This window comes from Bacillus infantis (assembly GCF_020171945.1).
Classification (GTDB): Bacteria; Bacillota; Bacilli; order Bacillales; family Cytobacillaceae; genus Bacillus_AB; species Bacillus_AB infantis_A.
Map to the genome: position 1 here is coordinate 381,951 of NZ_JAIVAP010000002.1, position 22,390 is coordinate 404,340.

Consider the following 22,390-nt stretch of genomic DNA (forward strand, 5'->3'; position numbering starts at 1 on the left):
GAATTTGAAAACTCAAATATACCTTGAAAGGGGATGCCGAGCATGCTGGAATGGATCAAGCACCGCCCGATGGCCGGGATTGGTGCGGTATTATTATCAATTTTGCTGTTTTATTTTTTTATTCAGGGAAACAGCGGGAAGGAGGACCCGCTTGACAGCCTGCAGATGGAGGAAGAACTGGAGTCATTGCCTGGCCAAGGGGAGGATGAGGAAGGAGAGGAAAAAAAGGAAAAAGAATCTGCTCCGCTTGTCATTAAAGTCGATGTGAAGGGGAGTGTGAGGAATCCGGGTTTATATGAAGCAGCCGAAGGAGAGCGTGTGGCCGATCTTATTCAAAAGGCAGGGGGGCTGACAGAAAATGCAGATGAGACCCGGATTAACTTTGCCCAAAGAGTGGGCGATGAGATGGTTATTTACGTACCGGAAGAAGGGGAGGAATTGTCAGGGGGAATTGAACCGGCACAGACAATAAGTGCAGCCTCGGGAGAAGATGGAATGGTAGATATCAACAGTGCGGGAAGTGAGGAGCTTCAGGATATTCCGGGTATTGGCCCATCAAAAGCCGCCGCCATCATTGAGTACAGGGAAACGGAAGGTCCGTTTAAGTCGCTTGAGGACTTGATGCAGATAAGCGGGATAGGTGAAAAAACCTTTGAAAAGCTTAAATCTTATATAAAATTGAAATGAGCCTCATTGACGGGCTTTTGAAAAAGAGATTAAACTTGTAGCAGGAGATTATTCTATGAAAAAGAGGTTTTAGGAGGAGAAAAATGGAACAGCGTTTATCATGGGACCAATATTTTATGGCTCAAAGCCATTTGCTTGCTTTAAGAAGCACTTGTACTAGGCTGGCAGTCGGAGCTACAATCGTTCGCGACAAACGCATCATCGCCGGCGGCTACAACGGTTCAATCGCGGGAGGAGACCATTGCATCGACCACGGCTGCTATGTCATTGACAATCATTGTGTCAGGACAATCCACGCTGAGATGAATAGCATTCTTCAATGCGCCAAATTCGGTGTCCCGACGGCAGGAGCTGATATTTATGTTACGCATTTCCCATGCCTTCAATGCTGCAAGGCCCTCATTCAGGCTGGCATTGCAACAGTGTATTATGCAGAAGCCTATAAAAACCATCCGTATGCGATTGAGCTGTTTGAACAGGCCGGCGTCAGGGTGGAGCAGGTAAAGCATAAAGACATTTCCCTCGAATTCAACCGTGCGGAAAAGGCTGAATATATTAAAAACCTTTTGGAAGAGATGAAGAAAAACGGGACAGACCGTGAACGAATGGATAAACTTCAGGCAGAAGCCGAGATGCTGTTCGGAACCGGGGCTGGCAATACAGCTAAATAACATGATAGGAGGTATCAGTGAGAGGGAATTCTTTTTATTTTGCTGCTGCTGCCCTGGCCGGACTGGTAATCGTGCTGGAGGGGAACATGGCATTATTGCTATTTGCCGTATTCCTGTTCAGTGCATTTGCACTAATAAAACGATTTTCAAAAATGATGATTCTTCTTTTATTTTTAACGCTGCTGATATTTGCCTGCAGAGGCTATTTTGCAGGCAAGGCGAATCACAGTGTACTAAGCGGAGCCGAGAAAACGTTTCAGCTGGAGCTTGCTGAAAGGAAGATTGATGGAAACCGCGTTTCTATAAACTCCCGTGACAGCAAGACGGGGGAAAAGCTGCTTCTTGTCTATAAGCTGGATTCCGAGAAAGAAAAACTGCTTCTGCGGAAGTATCTGGTTCCAGGACTGGTATGCCGTGTGGATGGCACCCTTGAAAAGCCCATGAAGGCTGTCAATCCGAATGGATTTGACTACAGGCTCTATCTGGAAAGAAAGAAAACGTTCTGGCTTCTTGAAGCCGATTCGCTGCTGCTCAGCCGCTGTTCCCGCCCGAATAGCCATCCTGTGGCAAAATTAAAGAGGCTGAGGCAGTCAGGGATAAATTATATTGAAGCACAATTCCCAGAAAGCCTTGCACCGCTTGCAGCCGCCCTTGTTTTTGGAGAAAGGGGCCTGATGGACACCAGCCTGCTGGAGGACTACCAGAAGCTTGGCATTGTCCATCTTCTGGCAATATCAGGCCTTCATGTAGGCCTCCTTGCAGGCATGATCCTTTATATAGGGAAAAGAGCAGGCGTTACCGGCGAAAGGATGAAGCTCCTGCTGCTGCTGTTCTTGCCGGTTTACGGTGTTCTGAGTGGGGGGTCTCCCTCTGTCACCAGGGCCGTGCTGATGCTGATGTGTATGCTGATTTATTCGCTGGCTGCCAGAGGAAAGAAGAAGCTTCAGCCTATTGATGCCGTTAGCTCTGTTTTTGCCGCTTGCCTGTTCTTTTCTCCTTATATCGTCTTCGAACCTGGATTTCAGCTGTCTTTTTGCGTCAGTTTTGCCCTCATTATTTCTGCTCCCTCTATCTTCAAAAATCTGAACCACTGGATTTCCCAAAGTATGGCAGTTTCATTGGTGGCCCAGCTTGCATCCGCCCCGATCATCCTGCTCTTCTTTTATGAGATATCGATTTTCGCTCTCTTCGCCAATCTTCTGTATATACCCTTCTTTTCATTTGTTCTCTTGCCTGGCATCCTGTTCGGATTCCTCTTCCATATACTTTCAGGGGAAAATGCGGGCCTGATCCTTAACGCGCTTGATTGGAGCGCTGACATGGCTAATATGGCCGCCGGAAAGCTTGGATCATTGCCTGGCGCTGTACTGGTGCTGGGAAAGCCTTCTGGAGCTGCTTTGTTCCTGTACGTGACAGGAGTGCCGGCATTATTGGTTATCTGGGAAAAGAAGAAAAAGCACTTTACCCTTAAAATGGCTGCAGGCATGCTTTTGCTTTTCTCCTTTCAGCCATTGGAGCAAAGAATCTCTCCAAAAGGGGAAATCACCTTTCTGGATATAGGGCAGGGGGACAGCATTCTGGTTTCCCTGCCGTATGGCAAGGGGAATTATTTGATCGACACAGGCGGCAGGCTTCTGTTTGAGACTGAGGAGTGGGAAAAAAGAAAAGAAACATTTGATCCAGGGAAGGATATTGTGGTGCCATTCTTGAAGAGCAGAGGTATTTCCCGGCTGGACAGACTGATCCTGACACATGGGGATGCGGATCATATAGGGGGAGCAGCTGGTGTGCTGGATGAGATTATAATCGATGAAATCGTGTTCCCTTCAGGGGCCGAGAGCGGAGAGCTTGAAAAATCGCTGATCCGGAGGGCGGAGGAACTGTCCATACCAGTTGTCTATGCGGGATCAGGGAGCGGATGGCAGATCGGCAGGAGCAGCTTTCAAATCATCTCCCCGATACAGGGCAGGGAGTATGGAAGTAAAAACGACGGCTCGCTTGTCATCCTGGCGAGAGCCGGAGGATTAAGATGGCTCTTTACAGGCGATCTTGAGGAGGAGGGAGAGAGCTGGATCATACAAACCTACCCTCATCTAAAGGCTGATATACTTAAAGCTGGGCACCATGGAAGCAATTCCTCCAGTTCAATCCGGTTTCTGCGTCATATTGAGCCCAAAGCGGCCGTTATCTCTGCCGGGAGGAATAATCGATACGGGCATCCTCATCCAGAAGTCCTTTCAAGATTGAGTTCAGAGAAAATAAAAATCTTAAGAACTGATCTTCATGGGGCAATAACCTATACATTTACCGAAAAGGCAGGAACGTTTTCCCTCAAGCTCCCATAATATAAGATTAAGAAAGCCCTTCCCATTCACCGCAGGCTTCATAAGCAGAAATGAAAAGAGACTGCATGTGTATGCAGTCTCCATAAATTTACGCTATGTAGCTGTTTTTACGCTCCAATGAACTTAATGACTGTTGCAATAACAAACAATAATGCGAAAAAGCCGAAAGATACGGCAAACCCTACGCCGGAATCAACAGCATCGTTGCGTTTGCTTTGGACGTTCTTTTCAAATTCGTTCACAGTCTACCCCTCCTATATCATTTTTAGTATAAGCGATATATTAAAAAAAATCCACAATTCCTGTGCGCGTTTTCCTGGACTAGAAGGAGTTGTCACAAATAGTTTGATTTCGTGCTGCAGAAAATAGTATTACGATGTTTTCGCACCGCCGCCAATCAAGTATCCTAGGCCTTGGCTGGCGACGTTCAATATAGATGGGGAACCGGGCATCGGCGAGCCCGGTTCCTTTGAATGCTTGTCAAATCGTCCGGTCTTCTTTAGGATAGTAGTATGAAAAAAAGTATTGAACGGAGCGAGACATTTGGTTTTAGATGTGTGGAAGCAAATAAATAACAAACAATTTACCCCGCTGTATTTATTATACGGAACAGAAGGCTTTTTGATTAATGAAACAAAACAGCTGCTTATCAATAATGTGCTGGCTGAAGATGAGAGCGATTTTAATCTGTCTACATATGATCTGGAGGAAACACCGATAGAAGCGGCACTTGAGGATGCAGAGACCTTCCCTTTTATGGGGGATAAGAGGCTCATCTTTCTTCAAAACCCCTCTTTTCTGACTTCCGAAAAAACAAAGGGGAAGACTGAGCATAATCTGGCCAAGCTGGAATCCTATTTAAAAGAGCCGTCGCCATATTCAATAGTTGTGTTTGCGGCACCCTATGAAAAGCTGGATGAAAGAAAAAAGATTACGAAGGAACTGAAGAAGAAAGCAAGTGTCCTTGAGGCCAAAAAGCTGGGAGAGCAGGAGCTGAAAGTCTGGATCAGGGAGAGGGCTGCCCAGAACGGCGTCCAGATTGAGGAGGAGGCCGTACAGCTGATGCTGACTTTGGCGGGTACCAACCTCTTTATGCTGACAAGTGAAATTGATAAATTGGCCTTATATGCTGATGAGGAAAAGCTGATAGATGCCGGCGCAGTTGACAGGCTGGTTGCCAGGTCGCTTGAGCAGAATATTTTCACCCTTGTCGACAAGGTGGTCCACAGAAAAATCGACGAGGCCCTGCGGATTTATTATGATCTTTTAAAGCAAAATGAAGAGCCGATTAAAATTCTTTCCATTCTGACTGGCCAATTCAGGCTTATATACCAGGTGAAGGAGCTGTCGAGGAGAGGATACGGCCAGCAGCAGACAGCTGGATATTTAAAGGTCCACCCCTTCAGGGTCAAGCTTGCAGCCGGACAAGCCCAGCTTTTCGGCGATGAAGAACTGTCCCGCATCATGAAGCTTCTGGCAGAAGCGGATTATGATATGAAAACCGGGGGCATGAACAAGGAAATGCTCATTGAAATGTTTCTGTTCAGGCTCCACGACCATGCCCTCCATAAATAGACAAAAATAAAAATGGCCCAGAAGGCCATTTTTATTTGTTTTAAGGCATAAGAAAAGGCTATCTGTAAAGATAGCCGGGAATCTTTAAACGATTAAGCGTTCAAAGAGTTTAGTTTTTTAGCAAGACGAGATTGCTTGCGTGCAGCAGCGTTTTTGTGGATAAGGCCTTTTGCAGCAGCTTTGTCAAGCTGGCTGACTGCGTTAGCATATGCAGTCTTAGCAGCAGCTGTATCTTCGTTCACGATTGCAGCTTCAGCTTTCTTGACAGCAGTACGCATTGAAGACTTAACAGTCACGTTTTGAGCATTGCGGGCTTCGCTTGTTTTTACGCGTTTAATAGCAGATTTAATGTTTGGCATTCCATTCACCTCCTAGAAAAAAGCAATCGAGATTATATTAACTCGACTTTCATATCATTCATTAACAATAATTAAGAACAAGTGCTATTTTATCAAAGGCATGCCAATAATGCAATACTGTAGTTTAAAAACCATTTTTTTTAGAGGTCAGCACTATAAGCCGGCTTATAAATTCTAAAGGATGGGCTTAGCTTAAGCTTATTGCCTGCTTCTGAATGAATTGGCAGGCTTCAGGCAAAACTAGGAAAAAGCACCGGTTAAAGCCGGAATGGAGAAATGAGGGTAGAGATGTGAAAGAACCTTTAGATCTTAGCAATTATTCGATAAGAACCGATCTTGCCATTGAAGCCAGGGAAATTGTAATGGATGAACGCTCAAAAAACCTCCAGAAGGAAGAGGATCTCTCGCAGCTTGAAGGAGTCATAATTAAAGAAAAAGAAGAAGATGACCTTAAGATTTCTTATGTTGAGGTAACTTCAGAGGGCGCCAAATCCCTCGGGAAGAAAGAAGGTAAGTATTTAACCATTGAGGTCCAGGGTATCAGGCAGCAGGACACAGAGCTTCAGCAGAAGGTCGAAAATGTATTTTCAAGCGAATTGTCCCGATTCATTGAAGGAATGGGGATTAAGAAAGATGCAAGCTGCCTTGTCGTTGGCCTGGGAAACTGGAATGTTACTCCCGATGCACTGGGACCCCAGGTATGTGAGAATATTTTGGTCACACGCCACCTTTATCAGCTTCAGCCTGAAAATGTTGAGGAAGGCTACAGGCCGGTAAGTGCCCTTGCCCCTGGCGTTATGGGACTGACCGGGATTGAGACAAGCGATATCATCTTTGGGGTAGTGGAGAAGACGAAGCCGGACTTTGTGCTTGCAGTTGATGCTCTGGCCGCCCGCTCAATTGAAAGGGTGAACTCTACCATCCAAATTTCTGATACAGGCATCCATCCAGGTTCAGGAGTCGGGAACAAGCGGAAGGAGCTCAGCGAGGAAACTCTCGGGATTCCGGTGATTGCGATAGGGGTGCCGACTGTCGTGGACGCAGTCAGCATCACAAGCGATACGATTGATTTTATTCTAAAGCATTTCGGCAGGGAGCTTAAGGAAGGGGACAGGCCATCCCGGGCGCTCGCCCCTGCAGGCATGAATTTTGGGAAAAGGAAGAAGCTTACAGAGGAAGACCTGCCTGAAGAACAGCAGCGGCAGACTTTCCTTGGCATTGTCGGCACACTTCCAGAGGAAGAAAAGAGAAAGCTGATTTATGAGGTACTTTCTCCTATCGGCCATAATCTGATGGTAACACCGAAAGAGGTGGATGTGTTTATGGAGGATATGTCCAATCTGATAGCCAATGGGCTGAATGCTGCCCTCCATAGCAGAATCAACCAGGAAAATTCCGGTTTTTATACGAGGTAGCCTTTTTGAGGTTCTATCTAATCTAGCATGGTCATAAGATTTACTAGACTTAAGCTGAAGAGGTGGACCTATGAAAACAGCGAAACCAAATGATAACCGCCCGGGCATGAAAGGGACTGGATTTCTGAAGGCAAGCGCCGCCTGTCTGCTGTTTTCCTGCCTGGTTTTTGCAGTCAGCGGGGCTGCTGCTTCTCTAGGCAATGAATATAGGATTGTCCCTGAATCTATCAGGGCTGCATTGTCCAATATGAAACCAGAGGGGCTGTACCGGCTGATTGGCCTGGAGAATCACCATTTCCATGCAGCGCTGCCGGAAAGACCGGCGCATCCGCCTCTTTCCGGCCTAATATTCGAGCTGTCCACGAATATACGCCTGAATGACCTGCGCAGTCTGCTTGGCAGAGAACTGCCTGCCTTTCGGGGTTATGAAGGCGCACTCCTTACGATAGGTGAAGGAACGAATAATGCCAATATGCCAATCGAATCCACGCCGCCAGTTGAAGTGCTTCTGGCACAACAGGAAGACTCCCTGCTAAATGGCGGAATGGCGGCGGGGATCAGTGAAGAAGCAAGGATGACGACCGGAGGCAAAAAGATCGTTTATATTTATTTTTCGCATAATCGTGAATCCTTTCTTCCTTACTTGGATGGAGTAGAAGATATTGATCAGGCATTTCATCCTGAACAGAATATCACCAAGGTGGGGGACCGCCTTAAATCAGCCCTGGAGGCAAAAGGGATTGGCGCCGCGGTGAACAAGACTGACATTCAGGCTGACTTAAACAGAAAAGGCTGGGGATATTCACAGTCATATGACCAGTCAAGAGAAGCCGTGGAAACTGCCCTGACAGCTGATCATAATTTGGCTTATTTAATTGATATCCATCGGGATGCCAAAAGAAAAAGTGATACTACAAAGGAAATAGACGGTGTCAATTTTGCTAAAATCGCTTTTATCATTGGCGCAGAGCATAAAGGCTATGAGCAGAATCTCTCGTTTGCCAATCAGCTTCATAAACTTATGGAAAAAAAATATAAAGGCTTGAGCAGAGGAGCACTCATAAAGGAAGGAATCATGACGAACGGTAAATTCAATCAGGATTTGTCTGAACATGCAATACTGGTTGAAATCGGTGGGGTGGACAATACGTTCGAGGAGCTCTACCGATCAGCTGAAGCTCTGGCAGAAGTGTTCAGTGAATATTACTGGCAGGCAGAGAAAGTGGATTCCACGGGAAAAATTCCTGCAGGCAAAGAATGAAAAAGGTGATTGCGATGAAAATGTTTATGGTAAAAGCTTTTCTTGCAGCAGCATTGATGTTCATTGCGGTCCTTTTTGGCATGCAGCATGCCAATGAGGGGACGAGGGCTATGAGAGGCTATGATGAGAAAGGGCTGAATCCTGCTTTCTCCATCAATGAAAGCACCACAGGGGAGCTGGAGGCCTCCATACTCGGCGAGGACTTATCTTCACATGATCTGGAAAAGAAAAGAGAAAAGCTGGAGGAAATGAAGGCATATAATTTCTTCTCCTCTGCCGGCAGGGATCTTGCCGAAGGGCTTTCAAAGGCCGCAGACAGCGCCATTCAGAAAGTGGCAGATCTGATAAAATAATAGAGAACAATCGGCCATCCAGGGGATGGCTGTTTTATTTTAGAGGACTTCTTGGTGCTTCCGCTTTTCCTTGAATGTTCCAACCCCTGCTGATATAATCAAAAATAGTGTATATGCGCGAGTATAGTAGGAGTGAACGCTATGAATAGAGAAGACAGACTAGAAAGACAATCGAGAACCCGGAATTTTTCAATCATTGCCCATATTGACCATGGGAAATCAACGCTGGCTGACAGGATTCTGGAAAGAACGAATGCCTTGACGGCGCGGGAAATGAAGGATCAGCTGCTCGATTCCATGGACCTGGAAAGAGAACGCGGGATTACAATAAAATTGAATTCTGTGCAATTAAAATATAAAGCAAAAGATGGAGAGATTTACACCTTCCATCTGATTGACACCCCAGGGCACGTCGACTTTACTTATGAAGTGTCCCGAAGCCTTGCCGCTTGTGAAGGCGCAGTGCTTGTGGTGGATGCTGCCCAAGGCATTGAAGCCCAAACTCTGGCAAATGTGTACCTTGCCATTGATAATGACCTTGAAATTGTACCGGTCATCAACAAAATCGACCTTCCAAGTGCAGATCCTGAACGGGTGCGCGGCGAAATCGAGGACGTCATCGGGCTTGATGCCAGTGAGGCCGTTTTGGCATCTGCAAAAGCAGGGATCGGGATTGAGGAGATTCTGGAACAAGTCGTTGACAAGGTGCCTGCTCCGCAGGGAGACCCTGATGCCCCGCTGAAGGCGCTTATCTTTGACAGCCTTTATGATGCATACAGAGGCGTTGTCGCTTATATCAGGGTTGTTGAAGGAACAGTGAAGGTCGGCGATAAAGTAAAGATGATGGCGACCGGCAAAGAATTCGAAGTCACGGAGGTAGGTGTTTTCACGCCGAAATCAACTCCGCTGCCGGAGCTTTCTGTCGGTGACGTAGGCTTCCTGACTGCTGCGATCAAGAATGTCGGCGATACGCGTGTCGGCGATACGATCACAAGCGCTAAGAATGGCGCCGTTGAACCGCTGCCAGGCTACCGGAAGCTGAATCCAATGGTATACTGCGGACTTTATCCGATTGACAGCGCCAGATTCAATGATTTGCGCGAAGCACTTGAAAAGCTGGAGCTCAATGATTCTGCGCTTCAGTTTGAGCCGGAAACTTCCCAGGCACTGGGCTTCGGATTCCGCTGCGGCTTCCTTGGACTGCTTCATATGGAAATCATCCAGGAACGCATTGAGCGGGAATTCAAGATTGATCTGATCACAACTGCACCAAGCGTTATCTACGATGTTGTCATGACTGACGGCACCCTGCTGAAAGTGGACAATCCGTCAGATATGCCTGACGCACAGAAAATTGACCGTGTCGAGGAGCCTTATGTAAAGGCCACGATGATGGCGCCAAATGATTATGTCGGTGCAATCATGGAGCTATGCCAGGAAAAACGCGGTATTTTCATTGATATGCAATATATGGATGAGACCCGTGTCAGCATTGTGTATGAAATCCCGCTTTCGGAAATTGTGTATGACTTTTTCGACCAGCTGAAATCCAGTACAAAAGGCTATGCCTCATTCGATTATGAGCTGATTGGCTATAAAGAATCCAAGCTTGTCAAAATGGACATCCTGCTCAACGCTGAAAAAGTCGATGCGCTAAGCTTTATCGTCCATAGAGATTTCGCTTATGAACGCGGAAAAGTTATTGTAGAGAAACTGAAGGACCTGATTCCCCGACAGCAGTTCGAGGTGCCGATCCAGGCTGCAATCGGGCAAAAGATCGTTGCTCGTTCAACGATTAAAGCGATGAGAAAGAACGTATTGGCCAAATGTTACGGCGGAGATATTTCCCGGAAAAGAAAGCTGCTTGAAAAGCAGAAGGAAGGGAAAAAGCGCATGAAGCAGGTCGGCTCTGTCGAAGTTCCGCAGGAAGCATTCATGGCAGTCCTGAAAATGGACGATACAACCCCCAAAAAGTAACAGGCTCCAGGTTTGATTTGTTGCCGGAGGTTAGATATGCTTGCATACAAGCAGCTCTAGCCTCCTTTTTCATTGTTTAGGAATGGAATTTATAAAGTGTAAATCCTGTGGATAATTATCAATTCTTGATCAACGTCCAGCAGCTGCGCCGAGGTCACAAGCCAAACCTCCCATAAAGGCAAAGAACGCCTTTCCGGGAGGTTCGGCTTGAGGCCCCCAGGAAGCTGGCCATGCAGACGTTGCCACAGGACGTGGCGTTCCTTAAGGTGATCAAGGCGCTTGCGCTTTTGTTGGAAAAAGCATCTGCTCTTGAGCAAATTATTAAAGGTTGTGACGATTTATGATAAATGCGGCTTATATCCATATACCGTTTTGTGAACATATATGCCATTATTGTGATTTTAATAAAGTGTTTCTCAAAGGCCAGCCGGTCGATGAATATCTGCAGGCCCTTGAAAAAGAAATGGAATTGACCCTTAAGGATCGTCCCTCAAGCCCTTTTCGTTCAATTTTTGTTGGCGGTGGCACCCCGACTGCCTTGGATGCACGCCAGCTCGAGATGCTGTGCACATCAATCAGAAAGCATATGCCACTGGAAGAAGGGGCAGAATTTACCTTCGAAGCGAACCCGGGCGATCTTTCTGAAGATAAGCTGAAGGCACTTTATGATGCCGGGGTGAACAGGCTGAGCTTTGGAGTCCAGACCTTCAATGAAGAATTGCTGAAGAGGATCGGAAGGACACACAGGGCCAAGGATGTGTTTGCATCAATTGAACTTGCGAAAAAAACAGGATTCACGAACATCAGCGTAGACCTTATATACAGTTTGCCGGGCCAGACCATCTCTGACTTCAAGGAAACGCTGGATACTGCCTTTACACTGGATATCCAGCACTATTCCGGCTACTCCCTGATCATAGAACCGAAGACGGTTTTTTATAATCTTATGAGAAAAGGAAAACTTCCTTCTCCGGGAGAAGATGCAGAAGCGGCTATGTATGAGCTTCTTATGGAAAGGATGGAGATGGAGGGCTTCAGTCAATACGAAATCAGCAATTTTGCGCTTCCCGGTTTTGAAAGCAGGCATAACCTGACATACTGGAATAATGAAGAGTATTATGGATTTGGGGCAGGAGCCCATGGCTATGCAGGGGGAAGCCGGAATGCCAATTTCGGCCCGCTGAAAAAATATATGGAGCCGCTGTCGGAAAACAAACTTCCGGTAATGGAATCGCATATTGTGACAAAAGCTGAAATGATGGAAGAGGAAATGTTCCTGGGACTCAGAAAGGCAGAAGGTGTAGAAGTTTCCCGCTTTTTGGAGAAATTTGAAGAGGATCCGCTCCAGCTGTTTAAGAGCGAACTGGAAAAGCTTCAGAAATTAGAGCTGATCGAAGCTGGCGGGAAGTCGATCCGGCTGACGCTGAAAGGGCGGCTTCTTGGGAACGAAGTATTTCAATCCTTTATCGGTGTAATCTAATGATTGACATCGCGCCTATAAATTTGATAATTTATTATTAGATTTAGCACTCGCTCTTGAAGAGTGCTAACAGAGGTGATAAACGTGTTAACAGATCGTCAATTATTGATTTTCCAGGTGATTGTTGATGATTTCATTCGGTCTGCCCAGCCAGTCGGTTCGAGGAGCCTGTCGAAAAAAGAAGAAATCTCTTTCAGTTCGGCAACAATCCGAAACGAAATGGCTGATTTAGAAGAATTGGGTTTTATCGAGAAAACACACACCTCTTCCGGAAGGGTTCCTTCTGAAAAAGGCTACCGCTATTATGTTGATCATCTATTATCACCCCAGAAGCTGAATCAGCAGGATATTTTCACAATCAAGTCCCTCTTTGCAGAGCGGATCTATGAGCTTGAAAAGATTGTGCAGAAATCTGCCAGAATCATGTCCGAACTGACGAGCTATACGTCAATTGTCCTTGGTCCTGCCGTAAAAGAAAACAAACTGAGAAAAATTCAGATTGTTCCTTTGAACAAGGATACGGCCATTGCCATCATTGTGACTGATACAGGGCATGTGGAAAACAAAATGTTCAGCATACCTGAGAATATCCATCCTGGGGAAATAGAAAAACTGGTCAATATCCTCAATGAGCGGCTAGCCGGTGTGCCTATAGATAATCTCAATGATAAAATCTATAAAGAAGTGGCTGTCCTGCTCAGACAGCATGTTAATCACTATGATCTCCTGCTCTATTCTTTTGCCGACATACTGAAGCTGTCAGCGAATGAAAAGCTCTTTTTCGGGGGCAAGACGAACATGCTCAGCCAGCCGGAATTCCATGATATTGAGAAGATCAGGAATTTGATGAATATGATTGAGCAGGAAGAAAGCATTTATGATTTAATACGCAAAGACAAATCAGGAATCAATATTAAGATTGGCAGGGAGAATGAAAACTCGGCCATGGAAAACTGCAGCCTCATAACTGCCACCTATTCGATGGGTGCAGAGCAGCTGGGGACCATCGCGGTCCTTGGCCCGACGAGGATGGAATATTCCAGGGTGATCAGCCTGCTGCAGATTATCAGCGCAGATCTCACTGACGTCCTGACGAAGCTGTATCAAAAAGGCTGACACGGGTAATATTGATATGGGTGGAAGCTGTCTTCCATCCCTTTCATTGCGTTTAAATATTTATATCAATCAGCGTCCTATGGCATGCAAGTCAGGCCAGGCATGCTTAACCTTTAAGGGAGGTGAACTAGTTGGCAGACAATAAGGACTTTTTAAAGGAAGAAGAACAGAAAGCAGCCGCTGCAGAAGAAAGCAATGAGCCGATCGAAGCAGTGTTTGGCGAATCAGCTGAAGCATCTGAAACTGGTGAAAATGGTGAAGAGCCATCAATGGGCCAGGAAGACTCCGCAGAGCTGAAGGCTGCGCATGAAAAAATTGCTGAGCTTGAGGCTAAGCTGGGGGAAGCTGAAAACCGCTATCTCCGTCTTCAGGCAGACTTTGATAATTCCAGGCGCCGTGCAAAGCTTGATCAAGAGGCGGCTGAAAAATATAGAGCGCAAAAACTGATTACTGAATTGCTTCCGGCCCTTGATAATTTTGAGAGAGCACTGAAAATGGAAACTGACAATGAGCAGGCCAAAACGCTCCAGCAGGGAATGGAAATGGTATACCGCAGTCTGGCAGAGGCACTTAAAAAAGAAGGCGCCGAAGCAATCGAGGCTGTCGGAAAAGAATTTGACCCCCATCTGCACCAGGCTGTCATGCAGGTTGAAGACGAAAATTATGCATCCAACACAGTTGTGGAAGAGTTCCAAAAAGGCTATATGCTAAAGGACAGGGTCATCCGTCCGGCAATGGTAAAAGTAAACCAATAATAAAACTACATATATCGGGAGGTAAAGGAACATGAGCAAAATCATTGGCATTGACTTGGGTACAACAAACTCATGTGTATCCGTTCTAGAAGGCGGAGAGCCTAAAGTTATTCCGAATCCGGAAGGAAACCGCACAACTCCATCAGTTGTCGCATTCAAAAATGGCGAGCGCCAGGTCGGCGAGGTGGCTAAGCGCCAATCCATTACTAATCCAAACACAATCATTTCTGTTAAACGCCATATGGGTACAGATCATAAAGTGGAAGCAGAAGGCAAGGAATATACGCCTCAGGAAATGTCTGCTATCATCCTTCAGTATCTCAAAGGCTATGCGGAAGATTATCTTGGTGAAAAGGTTGAAAAAGCTGTAATCACAGTTCCGGCTTATTTCAATGATGCTGAACGCCAGGCAACAAAGGACGCAGGCAGGATTGCCGGCCTGGAAGTAGAGCGCATCATCAACGAGCCAACAGCGGCGGCTCTTGCTTACGGCCTGGATAAAATGGACGAAGACCAGACAATCCTTGTTTATGACCTTGGCGGCGGTACATTCGACGTATCCATCCTCGAGCTTGGCGACGGTGTCTTTGAAGTTAAGTCAACTGCCGGCGACAACCGTCTCGGAGGAGATGATTTCGATCAGGTAGTCATTGACTATCTTGTAGAGCAATTTAAAAAAGAAAATGGCATTGATCTTTCAAAAGACAAAATGGCGCTTCAGCGCTTGAAAGATGCAGCTGAAAAAGCGAAGAAAGATTTGTCCGGTGTCACTTCTACCCAAATCTCGCTTCCGTTTATCACTGCAGGAGATGCAGGTCCCCTTCACCTGGAGGTTACACTGTCCAGAGCGAAGTTTGATGAACTGTCAGCGGGTCTTGTAGAACGTACAATGGGACCTACCCGCCAGGCGCTTAAAGATGCCGGCCTTTCACCATCAGAAATTGATAAGGTCATCCTTGTCGGCGGTTCAACCCGTATTCCTGCCGTTCAGGAAGCTATCAAGAAGGAAGTTGGAAAAGACCCTCATAGAGGCGTAAACCCTGATGAAGTAGTGGCTATGGGCGCAGCGATCCAGGGCGGAGTCATTTCCGGCGACGTTAAAGATGTAGTCCTATTGGATGTAACGCCATTATCACTTGGAATCGAAACAATGGGCGGAGTGTTCACGAAGCTGATCGAGCGCAACACAACAATCCCGACTTCCAAGTCCCAGGTATTCTCTACAGCGGCTGACAGCCAGACTGCTGTTGACATTCATGTGCTTCAGGGTGAACGCCCAATGGCAGCAGACAATAAAACACTTGGCCGCTTCCAGTTGACTGATATCCCGCCGGCACCGCGCGGCGTTCCTCAAATCGAAGTTTCCTTCGATATTGACAAAAACGGCATCGTCAATGTACGCGCCAAAGATCTTGGAACAAACAAAGAGCAGACAATCACGATCAAATCTTCCACAGGCCTTTCTGATGATGAAATCCAGCAAATGGTCAGGGAAGCAGAAGAAAATGCAGAAGCAGATAAAAAGCGCAAAGAAGAAGTGGAGCTTCGCAATGAGGCAGACCAGCTCGTCTTCACTACAGAAAAGACTCTGAAGGATCTTGAAGGCAAGGTGGATGAAGCGGAAGTTGCGAAAGCGAACGAAGCTAAGGATGCACTGAAGGCAGCAATTGAAAAGAACGAGCTGGAAGAGATCCGCACTGCGAAGGATGCCCTTCAGGAAATCGTCCAGAATCTTTCTATGAAGCTCTACGAAGACGCAGCGAAGCAGGCACAGGCAGCCCAGGGTGCTGAAGGCCAAGGCGGAGATGACAATGTCGTTGACGCAGAATACGAAGAAGTAAACGACGACGACAAAAAATAATAGCAGGCAGCAGGATATAAAAGTCAAAGTCAGGTTTCACTTGGCTTTGGCTTTTTTTCTTTAGCTGGAGCGGGTGCACAGGCACAGCCGTTTAGCCTGCATTCCTTATTAGGGCAAGCGCCCTCCGCTTTAGTATTATCCAGCTCCGGCGGCTAGGCCCTCGAGGTCTTAAGCCAAGCAGATCAGAAGGTTAAAGAACAACCTTCCGCTCTGCTTGTCTTAAGCTTGTCGGGCCTGAACAAGCCGCCTCCGCTTTTAGTTTGTTGTTGCGCTTTTTCTTTGTAGAGTGATACAATAATCTTTATGTGAAATGACCGGGGAGTGTGAAATTCATGAGCAAACGGGATTATTATGAGGTCCTGGGGGTCAGCAAAAGTGCCAGCAAGGACGAAATAAAGAAGTCCTACCGCAAGCTTTCAAAAAAGTATCATCCTGATATTAATAAAGAAGCGGATGCAGATGAGAAATTCAAGGAAGTAAAAGAAGCATACGAAGTTTTGAGTGATGATCAGAAGCGCGCCCACTATGACCAGTTTGGCCATACAGATCCCAACCAGGGCTTTGGAGGAGGAGATTTCGGAGGCGGCTTCGGCGGCTTTGAAGATATCTTCAGCACCTTCTTTGGAGGCGGCGGAAGGAGAAGGGATCCGAATGCACCAAGGCAGGGGGCCGATCTTCAATATACAATGTCTCTTTCTTTTGAAGAAGCGGTATTCGGAAAAGAAACTGATATTGAAATACCGAGGGAAGAAACATGCGAGACATGTGACGGATCAGGGGCCAAGCCAGGTACAAAGCCTGAAACATGCCGGCATTGCCATGGCGCCGGCCAGCTGAATGTAGAGCAGAATACGCCATTTGGCAAGATTGTAAACAGAAGAGTGTGCCAGTACTGCAGCGGAACAGGCAAAGAGATCAAAGAAAAATGCCAAACATGCGGCGGCTCAGGCAAAGTGACCAAGCGAAAGAAAATCCATGTGAAAATTCCTGCCGGCATTGATGACGGACAGCAGCTGCGCGTGACCGGACAGGGTGAACCGGGCATAAACGGCGGCCCTCCAGGAGACCTTTATGTAGTATTCCATGTCAGGGGACATGAATTCTTTGAACGTGAGGGCGACGATATTTATTGTGAAATGCCAATCACTTTTGTCCAGGCAGCCCTAGGGGATGAAATCGAGGTGCCGACCCTTCATGGGAAAGTGAAACTGAAGGTTCCTTCCGGGACGCAGACAGGCACCCGCTTCCGTCTGAAAGGAAAAGGCGTGCCGAATGTCAGGGGCTACGGAAATGGCGACCAGCACATAATTGTACGGATTGTCACACCGACAAAACTGACAGAAAAACAGAAGCAGCTCCTGCAGGAGTTTGGCGAAGTGAGCGGCCAAGTGCCGCAGGGTGAACAGGAAGAAAGCTTTTTTGCAAAGGTAAAAAGAGCCTTTAAGGGTGAATAAAGGAATGGGAGTTGGTAGAGAATGAAATGGTCAGAAATCAGCATTCATACAACGAATGAGGCGATTGAACCGATTTCAAACATTTTGCATGAAGCCGGAGCAAGCGGAGTAGTCATTGAGGATCCGTTTGACTTGATTAAAGACAGAGAAGATCAATTCGGTGAAATCTACCAGCTCAATCCGCAAGATTACCCAGAAGAAGGCGTTATTGTGAAAGCCTATCTTCCGGTCAACAGCTTCCTGGGCGAGACGGTCGATGAAATTAAGGAAGCCATCAATGGCCTTATCCTTTACAATATTAATATCGGGCTCAATAAAGTGACGATCAGTGAAGTGAACGAAGAGGAATGGGCTACTGCCTGGAAAAAATATTATAATCCTGTTAAAATATCTGAACGGTTCACCATTGTACCGACCTGGGAGGATTATACTCCTGTAAGCAGCGATGAATTGATTATCGAGCTTGATCCGGGCATGGCTTTTGGCACTGGGACACATCCGACGACAGTCATGTGCATCCAGGCGCTGGAGCGTACGGTGGCAAAAGGGGACAGAGTGGTTGACGTTGGAACAGGTTCAGGTGTTCTCAGCATTGCTGCTGCCATGCTTGGAGCGGAAAAAGTGGAAGCCCTTGATCTTGATGAAGTGGCTGTTAAGTCTGCAAGGCTTAATATCAAGCTGAATAAGGTCCATGAGACCGTAAGTGTTTCGCAGAACAACCTGTTAAACGGAGTGCAGGAAGGGGCCGATGTCGTGGTTGCCAATATCCTGGCCGAGGTTATCCTGCGCTTTACTGATGATGTGGCCAAAACAGTGAAAAAAGGCGGATGCTTCATTGCATCAGGCATCATCCAGCAGAAAAAGCAGCAGGTCAAAGAGGCAATCATCCAGGCCGGGTTCGAAATTGAAGAAATCCTGCAAATGGAAGACTGGGTTGCCATCATTGCCAGAAATAAATAAGACAAATATCTGACTGGGCGGAAAAAAACGGGAGTACTTGAAGCTGGGATACACCCCATGTCCTTCAAAGTCCCTTTTTTCCGTTTGGCGGATTTGCAGCTATACGGCATTTGCAAAAATGAAAAGGCAGGAAGGTGCAGCCATGCAGCGTTATTTCACAGACCGGGATAGAGATGGCAAATTCAGCATAGCAGGCGACGACTTTCACCATATCACAAGGGTCATGCGCATGAAGGAAGGGGACAGCATTATTTGTGCGGTCCGCGGAGGCAGGAGTGCGGTATGCCGGATTGCAGAAATTACCGATGAACAAGTGATTGCAGAAGTAGTACAATGGAAGGAAGCGAGCTCAGAGCTTCCAATCAAAGCTGCAATAGCGAGCGGATTGCCTAAAGGGGATAAGCTCGAGCTGATCATCCAAAAGGGGACAGAGCTTGGAGCTTCAGTGTTTATCCCTTTTACTGCAGCCCGTTCGATTGTAAAATGGGATGAAAAGAAAGCGGGAAAGAAAACAGAACGCTGGCAGAAAATCGCCAAAGAAGCGGCCGAGCAGTCGCATAGAGACATGCAGCCTGATGTGCTGCAGCCTGTGAGCATGAAAGAGCTGATAGAACTTGGCGAGGTCTATGACCATAAAGTGATCGCCTATGAGGAAGATGCCAAAGATGGGGAAAGCTCTGCTTTTGCATCTATTTTGGCTGGCATGGAAGAGGGGCAGTCCCTTCTCATGGTGTTTGGCCCGGAAGGCGGCTTTTCGGAAAAGGAAGCTGCACTTTTAAAGGACAATGGTTTTGTGTCATGCGGACTTGGCCCGAGGATATTGCGTACTGAAACAGCACCGCTATATGCGCTTGCGGCTGTTTCTTATCATTTTGAACTAATGAGGTGAATACAATGGCAACAGTTGCTTTTCATACACTTGGATGTAAAGTGAACCATTATGAAACAGAAGCAATCTGGCAATTGTTTAAGCAAGAAGGCTATGAACGGACAGATTTTGAATCTGCTTCCGATGTATATATTATTAATACCTGCACAGTAACGAACACGGGCGATAAAAAAAGCCGCCAGGTCATCAGAAGGGCAATCAGGAAGAATCCTGATGCCGTTATCTGTGTAACAGGCTGCTACGCCCAGACCTCGCCTGCGGAAATCATGGCCATCCCTGGTGTGGACATCGTCGTGGGTACACAGGACAGGGTCAAGATGCTGGAGTATATTGAACAGTATAAACAAGAACGCCAGCCGATCAATGCGGTCGGGAATATTATGAAGAATCGTGTGTACGAAGAACTGGATGTGCCTGCCTTCACGGACAGGACCCGCGCTTCCCTGAAGATACAGGAAGGGTGCAATAACTTCTGTACATTCTGCATCATCCCTTGGGCGCGGGGCTTGATGAGATCCCGCGATCCGCAGGAAGTCATCCGCCAGGCGCAGCAGCTCGTCGATGCCGGCTATAAGGAAATTGTCCTGACCGGCATCCACACAGGCGGCTATGGAGAAGAAATGAAGGATTACAACCTTGCCATGCTGCTAAGGGATCTTGAAGCACAGGTAAAAGGCCTGAAGCGTCTGCGCATTTCTTCTATCGAAGCAAGCCAGATCACTGATGAAGTGATTGAGGTAATGGACAAGTCCGAAGTGGTCGTAAGGCACTTGCATATACCTCTTCAGTCAGGCTCTAATACTGTACTTAAGAGGATGAGAAGAAAGTACACAATGGAATTCTTTGCCGAGCGTCTGGACCGCCTAAAAGAGGCGCTTCCCGGCCTTGCCGTCACGTCTGACGTTATTGTCGGCTTCCCTGGTGAAACTGAGGAAGAGTTCATGGAAACGTACAATTTTATCAAAGAGCATAAATTCTCTGAGCTGCATGTATTCCCTTACTCCAAAAGGACCGGTACACCTGCAGCCCGGATGGAAGACCAGATTGATGAGGAAGTCAAGAATGAGCGGGTGCACCGCCTTATTTCCCTTTCCGATCAGCTGGCAAAGGAATATGCATCACAGTTTGAAAATGAGGTGCTTGAAGTCATTCCTGAGGAAATCTACAAGGAAGATCCTGAGAGCGGCCTTTATGTCGGATATACTGACAATTACCTGAAAGTCGTATTCCCTGCATCAGAAGAGATGGTAGGGAAAATCGTAAAAGTTAAGATATCCAAGGCAGGCTATCCTTATAATGAAGGACAGTTTGTCCGGGTCATTGACGAAGATGCTGTTTTCGAGGAAGCTGCAGTCTAAGTAGACTAATGAGGAATGGGGAGTCTCCCCATTCCTTTTTATATGCCAATTATGACTGGGACAGTCTTCCACATACATATTTCCACTTCAAAATTAAAAAAATAAAAAGGTTTAAAGAAAACGATTGCAAAAAACTATGAAAACCTGTAATTTGAGGTACATTTTTCGGAAAGACAATGGTATGATGTAGAGGTACGGACAACTTGTTTGTTTGAAAGGAGAACCATTGATATGGCAACCAATGTAGCAAAAATGATCGATCATACATTATTGAAAGCAGATGCGACAAAAGAACAGATTGAGGTGCTTTGTTCAGAAGCTAAAGAATACAGTTTCGCGTCTGTCTGTGTTAACCCTGCGTGGGTCAGCTACGCGAGTGAACTGCTGAAGGGGTCAGGCGTAGATGTCTGCACTGTCATCGGCTTCCCGCTGGGGGCGTCAACTTCTGAGGTAAAAGCGTTTGAGACTAAGAATGCCATTGAAAACGGCGCAACTGAAGTAGATATGGTCATTAATATCGGCGCATTAAAGAGCGGCAGCAGTGATCTTGTAGAAGCAGATATCCGTGCAGTCGTTGAGGCGGCAAAAGGGAAGGCACTTACAAAGGTCATTATTGAAACATCCCTCCTTACAGAGGATGAGAAGGTCCTGGCATGTGAGCTGGCTGTGAAAGCCGGTACTGATTTTGTCAAAACTTCTACAGGCTTCTCTACCGGCGGTGCAACGGTTGAAGATATCAGGCTGATGAGAAAAACAGTCGGACCTGAGATCGGTGTTAAAGCATCAGGCGGTGTACGCAGCACAGAAGATGCCCAGCAGATGATCGAGGCAGGAGCTACAAGAATCGGCGCAAGCTCCGGTGTGGCAATAGTTAATGGATTAACGGGCGATTCGGATTATTAATTGCTGATAAAAAAGACAGGACAGCCTCCAGCGCTGGTGCCTGTCTTTTTTTATCTGCTATGGATCTTCATGATGAATCTTCCAAACTGTTCAGCAAAAGGAAGAACCATTAAAGAAGTCAGCACATTGAATAACACACTCACATGTGCCAGCTGAACATCCGGCTCGGCGGCTGCCCATTCACCAAATGAGGCAAGGAGGCCTGTGAAAGGGAGGAAAAGGGCTGCTCCTGCAATATTCAGCCAAATATGTGCAAAGGCAGTAAGCTGTGCCTCCTTCCCTGCGCCAATGGATGCAAGGCAGGCAGTAAGGCAGGTACCGATATTGGCTCCGAGCATAAAGGCTATACCTGTATCCAGTTCTATGATCCCGCCGTTCAGAAACCCCATGATAATTCCCACTGCGGCCGTGCTGGATTGGATGATGGCTGTCAGTACCATGCCAACTGCTGCCCCAGTGAGATGGCTGTTCTCCATAAACTCGAGAATACCGGTGAGAAATGGGACACCCTTCAGCGGGGAAGCAAGAAATTCAAAGCCTTTCATCGAGGAAAGAACAATGGAGATGCCAAGGACTCCCATGCCGATATGCTTCAGCGCCTTTTTTCCAAATAAGATGAGGAAGGACCCGGCTGCTGCCAAGGGGATGATGAGAGACTCGATATTGAAGGTGATGAATTCTGTCGTAAAAGTAGTTCCTATATTTGTCCCCAGGATGATGCCGATCGATTGGGGGAAGGTCAGGATCCGGGCGGAGATCAGGCCGATCGTCAGTACCATGACAGCAGAGCTGCTCTGCAGGACAGCTGTGATCAGGATTCCTGCAAGCATTCCCTGCCAGGGAAGATGGGTGGAGGCGGCGATCTTCCGCTTGAATGAATCACCGGACAGTCCGTATAATCCTGATCTTAACAGAGTCATTCCGTATATGAAAAAGACAATCAAGAATAAAAATAGAAAAATCAGCAGCAT

Annotated in this window: 20 protein-coding genes; 17 read left to right on the forward strand and 3 right to left on the reverse strand. The window is 46.9% G+C overall.

Translation table 11 applies throughout. The annotated features are described in order from the left end of the window. The first annotated feature begins 42 nt into the window (after window positions 1-42). The 3 genes from LCM00_RS05955 to LCM00_RS05965 all read left to right on the forward strand — a co-directional run bounded on the left by LCM00_RS05955 (window position 43) and on the right by LCM00_RS05965 (window position 3,703). Complete coding sequence (locus LCM00_RS05955) at window positions 43-687, forward strand: helix-hairpin-helix domain-containing protein (protein ID WP_224898872.1); 645 nt, start codon at window positions 43-45, stop codon at window positions 685-687. A gap of 83 nt (window positions 688-770) precedes the next feature. After that, window positions 771-1,358 carry a ComE operon protein 2 gene (locus LCM00_RS05960; RefSeq protein ID WP_224898875.1) on the forward strand — a complete coding sequence of 196 codons (588 nt, stop codon included), beginning with the start codon at window positions 771-773 and terminating at the stop codon, window positions 1,356-1,358. 17 nt (window positions 1,359-1,375) lie between these two features. Then, complete coding sequence (locus LCM00_RS05965) at window positions 1,376-3,703, forward strand: DNA internalization-related competence protein ComEC/Rec2 (protein WP_224898877.1); 2,328 nt, start codon at window positions 1,376-1,378, stop codon at window positions 3,701-3,703. Window positions 3,704-3,810: 107 nt separating this feature from the next. Here the strand turns inward: LCM00_RS05965 and LCM00_RS05970 are convergent, their stop codons facing one another. Beyond that, complete coding sequence (locus tag LCM00_RS05970; RefSeq protein WP_009796271.1) at window positions 3,811-3,945, reverse strand: YqzM family protein; 135 nt, start codon at window positions 3,943-3,945, stop codon at window positions 3,811-3,813. A gap of 301 nt (window positions 3,946-4,246) precedes the next feature. On the opposite strand from LCM00_RS05970, the gene holA reads away from it, so the two are divergent. After that, complete coding sequence (gene holA / locus LCM00_RS05975) at window positions 4,247-5,278, forward strand: DNA polymerase III subunit delta (RefSeq protein ID WP_224898882.1); 1,032 nt, start codon at window positions 4,247-4,249, stop codon at window positions 5,276-5,278. A 92-nt stretch (window positions 5,279-5,370) separates the two neighbouring features. Here holA and rpsT read toward each other — a convergent pair whose 3' ends face one another. Further along, complete coding sequence (gene rpsT, locus LCM00_RS05980) at window positions 5,371-5,637, reverse strand: 30S ribosomal protein S20 (protein ID WP_009796269.1); 267 nt, start codon at window positions 5,635-5,637, stop codon at window positions 5,371-5,373. A 290-nt stretch (window positions 5,638-5,927) separates the two neighbouring features. Between rpsT and gpr the strand changes: the two genes are divergently transcribed. From gpr to deoC, 13 genes are all read left to right on the forward strand, one after another. Then, window positions 5,928-7,052 carry a GPR endopeptidase gene (gene gpr / locus LCM00_RS05985; protein WP_224898885.1) on the forward strand — a complete coding sequence of 375 codons (1,125 nt, stop codon included), beginning with the start codon at window positions 5,928-5,930 and terminating at the stop codon, window positions 7,050-7,052. Between the two features lie 70 nt (window positions 7,053-7,122). Then, window positions 7,123-8,313, forward strand: coding sequence for a stage II sporulation protein P (gene spoIIP / locus LCM00_RS05990; RefSeq protein WP_224898888.1), 1,191 nt, complete (start codon window positions 7,123-7,125; stop codon window positions 8,311-8,313). Beyond that, window positions 8,310-8,666, forward strand: a complete 357-nt coding sequence (locus tag LCM00_RS05995) for a YqxA family protein (protein WP_224898891.1) — start codon at window positions 8,310-8,312, stop codon at window positions 8,664-8,666. Before spoIIP ends, LCM00_RS05995 begins: the two co-directional genes overlap by 4 nt. Before the next feature lie 141 nt (window positions 8,667-8,807). Next, the gene (lepA, locus tag LCM00_RS06000) at window positions 8,808-10,643 is read left to right on the forward strand and encodes a translation elongation factor 4 (protein ID WP_224898894.1); all 1,836 of its coding nucleotides are present in this window, start codon (window positions 8,808-8,810) and stop codon (window positions 10,641-10,643) included. A gap of 340 nt (window positions 10,644-10,983) precedes the next feature. Continuing rightward, window positions 10,984-12,123, forward strand: coding sequence for a radical SAM family heme chaperone HemW (hemW, locus tag LCM00_RS06005; RefSeq protein ID WP_224898897.1), 1,140 nt, complete (start codon window positions 10,984-10,986; stop codon window positions 12,121-12,123). A gap of 84 nt (window positions 12,124-12,207) precedes the next feature. Further along, window positions 12,208-13,239 (forward strand): heat-inducible transcriptional repressor HrcA, encoded by a 1,032-nt coding sequence (gene hrcA, locus LCM00_RS06010; RefSeq protein ID WP_224898901.1) that lies wholly within the window; start codon window positions 12,208-12,210, stop codon window positions 13,237-13,239. A 131-nt stretch (window positions 13,240-13,370) separates the two neighbouring features. Then, window positions 13,371-13,994 carry a nucleotide exchange factor GrpE gene (gene grpE, locus LCM00_RS06015; protein ID WP_263623282.1) on the forward strand — a complete coding sequence of 208 codons (624 nt, stop codon included), beginning with the start codon at window positions 13,371-13,373 and terminating at the stop codon, window positions 13,992-13,994. 31 nt (window positions 13,995-14,025) lie between these two features. Next, window positions 14,026-15,855, forward strand: coding sequence for a molecular chaperone DnaK (gene dnaK / locus LCM00_RS06020; RefSeq protein ID WP_224898904.1), 1,830 nt, complete (start codon window positions 14,026-14,028; stop codon window positions 15,853-15,855). Between the two features lie 332 nt (window positions 15,856-16,187). Then, window positions 16,188-17,309 (forward strand): molecular chaperone DnaJ, encoded by a 1,122-nt coding sequence (gene dnaJ, locus LCM00_RS06025; RefSeq protein ID WP_224898909.1) that lies wholly within the window; start codon window positions 16,188-16,190, stop codon window positions 17,307-17,309. 21 nt (window positions 17,310-17,330) lie between these two features. Then, window positions 17,331-18,269 carry a 50S ribosomal protein L11 methyltransferase gene (gene prmA, locus LCM00_RS06030; RefSeq protein ID WP_224898912.1) on the forward strand — a complete coding sequence of 313 codons (939 nt, stop codon included), beginning with the start codon at window positions 17,331-17,333 and terminating at the stop codon, window positions 18,267-18,269. Between the two features lie 142 nt (window positions 18,270-18,411). Then, entirely contained in the window at window positions 18,412-19,158 is a 747-nt protein-coding gene (locus LCM00_RS06035; protein WP_224899330.1) for a 16S rRNA (uracil(1498)-N(3))-methyltransferase, read from the forward strand. A gap of 5 nt (window positions 19,159-19,163) precedes the next feature. Continuing rightward, a complete protein-coding gene (gene mtaB, locus LCM00_RS06040; RefSeq protein ID WP_224898915.1) occupies window positions 19,164-20,516 on the forward strand; it encodes a tRNA (N(6)-L-threonylcarbamoyladenosine(37)-C(2))-methylthiotransferase MtaB in 1,353 nt (450 codons plus the stop codon). 231 nt (window positions 20,517-20,747) lie between these two features. Beyond that, complete coding sequence (deoC, locus tag LCM00_RS06045) at window positions 20,748-21,419, forward strand: deoxyribose-phosphate aldolase (protein WP_224898918.1); 672 nt, start codon at window positions 20,748-20,750, stop codon at window positions 21,417-21,419. A gap of 50 nt (window positions 21,420-21,469) precedes the next feature. Here deoC and LCM00_RS06050 read toward each other — a convergent pair whose 3' ends face one another. Then, on the reverse strand, window positions 21,470-22,390 hold the full coding sequence (locus LCM00_RS06050; RefSeq protein WP_224898920.1) for a Na/Pi symporter: 921 nt from the start codon (window positions 22,388-22,390) through the stop codon (window positions 21,470-21,472).